Source organism: Agrobacterium sp. NPDC089420 (assembly GCF_044900305.1).
Classification (GTDB): Bacteria; Pseudomonadota; Alphaproteobacteria; order Rhizobiales; family Rhizobiaceae; genus Agrobacterium.
In genome coordinates this window covers 1-1,411 of sequence record NZ_JBJDMY010000066.1, presented here as the reverse complement: position 1 = coordinate 1,411, position 1,411 = coordinate 1, and the positions used below count along the sequence as shown (strand labels likewise).

The window sequence follows — 1,411 nt, the reverse complement described above, 5'->3', positions numbered from 1 at the left end:
TCGCTTGTAATCATCCTCGATACGGATGACATCGTCCTCTCCGATATAGGCTCCGGTCTGGATTTCGATGAGTTCGAGGGGGATCTGGCCGTTATTGGCCAGCCGGTGCGGCTGGCCGATCGGGATATAGACCGACTGGTTCTCCGTCAGAAGCCGGGTCTCCTCGCCCATCGTCACCGTCGCCGTGCCCTTGACCACGATCCAGTGTTCCGAGCGGTGGTAATGTTTCTGGAACGAGATGCGGTGGCCGGGATCCACCGTGATGTGGCCCACCCGGTAGCGCTCGTCCACATACATGTGTTCGATGAAACCCCAGGGTTGGTAGACCCGCTTGTGGGTCTGCGTCTGCGGCGCGTGTTCGCCGTCCTTCAGCGTCTCCACCAGACCTTTCACATCCTGCACCCGGTTTTTCGGCACCACCAGAACCGCATCCTTGGTGGCCACCACAACCAGGTCCTTGGCCCCCACCACCGTCGTCAGCAATTGCGTGGAATGGATCAGGCAGCCCTGTGAATCGACGAAGACGCCGTTGCCTTCCAGCGCATTGTCGTTGCCGTGCTTGTCGGCGATCTCCCAGATCGCATCCCAGCTGCCGATATCGGACCAGCGGAAATGGCCATGCACCACCGCCATGCGCTTCGTCTTTTCGATCACCGCATAATCGATGGAGTTCTTCGGCGAGGCCTCGAAGCTTGCCTGATGCAGGCGCACGAAGCCGAGGTCGCTTTCATAGTGCTCCACCGCCTGCGTCACCGCCGAAAGAATCTCCGGCGCAAAGGCCTTCAGCTCGGCGATCATCACGTCGGAACGGAACAGGAAGTTGCCGGAATTCCACAGATAGCCCTTTTCCAGATAGGTGATCGCCGTCTTCATGTCCGGCTTTTCCACGAAGGCATCGACGCTGCTCAGATCCTTCTCGCCATCGATCGCCGCGCCCGGCTTGATATAGCCATAGGAGGTGCGCGGCTCGTTCGGCACCAGGCCGAAGACGACGATATTGCCCTGATCGGCGGCCTTGGCGCCGAGCCTCACGGCATCGGAGAATGCGTCGGCATCGAGCACCACATGGTCGGCGGCCAGCGCCAGCACCAGCGACCCCGGCGCGCGGCGCTCGGCCAGCACGGCGGCGGCCGCCATGGCGGCGGCGCTGTCGCGGCGGGCCGGTTCAAGCACCACCGTCGCCGGCAGGCCGATCTCTTCCGCCTGGCGGCGGGCGAAGAAACGGAAATCCTCGTTGGTGATCACCAGCGGCTCGGCGTAAAGCCCCGTGTCGCCCACCCGCTTCAGCGTCTGCTGATAGGTCGAAAGATTGCCCACCAGCGGCTGGAACTGCTTGGGCAGCTGGTCACGCGAAACAGGCCACAAACGGGAACCGGCACCGCCGGCCAACAGAACCGGTGTGATCTTTCGA

1 protein-coding gene is annotated in these 1,411 nt (G+C 62.5%); it reads right to left on the bottom strand.

The annotated features are described in order from the left end of the window. On the bottom strand, nt 1–1,411 hold a 1,411-nt coding region (locus tag ACI2KA_RS26950), incomplete at both ends, for a mannose-1-phosphate guanylyltransferase/mannose-6-phosphate isomerase (protein WP_404505489.1).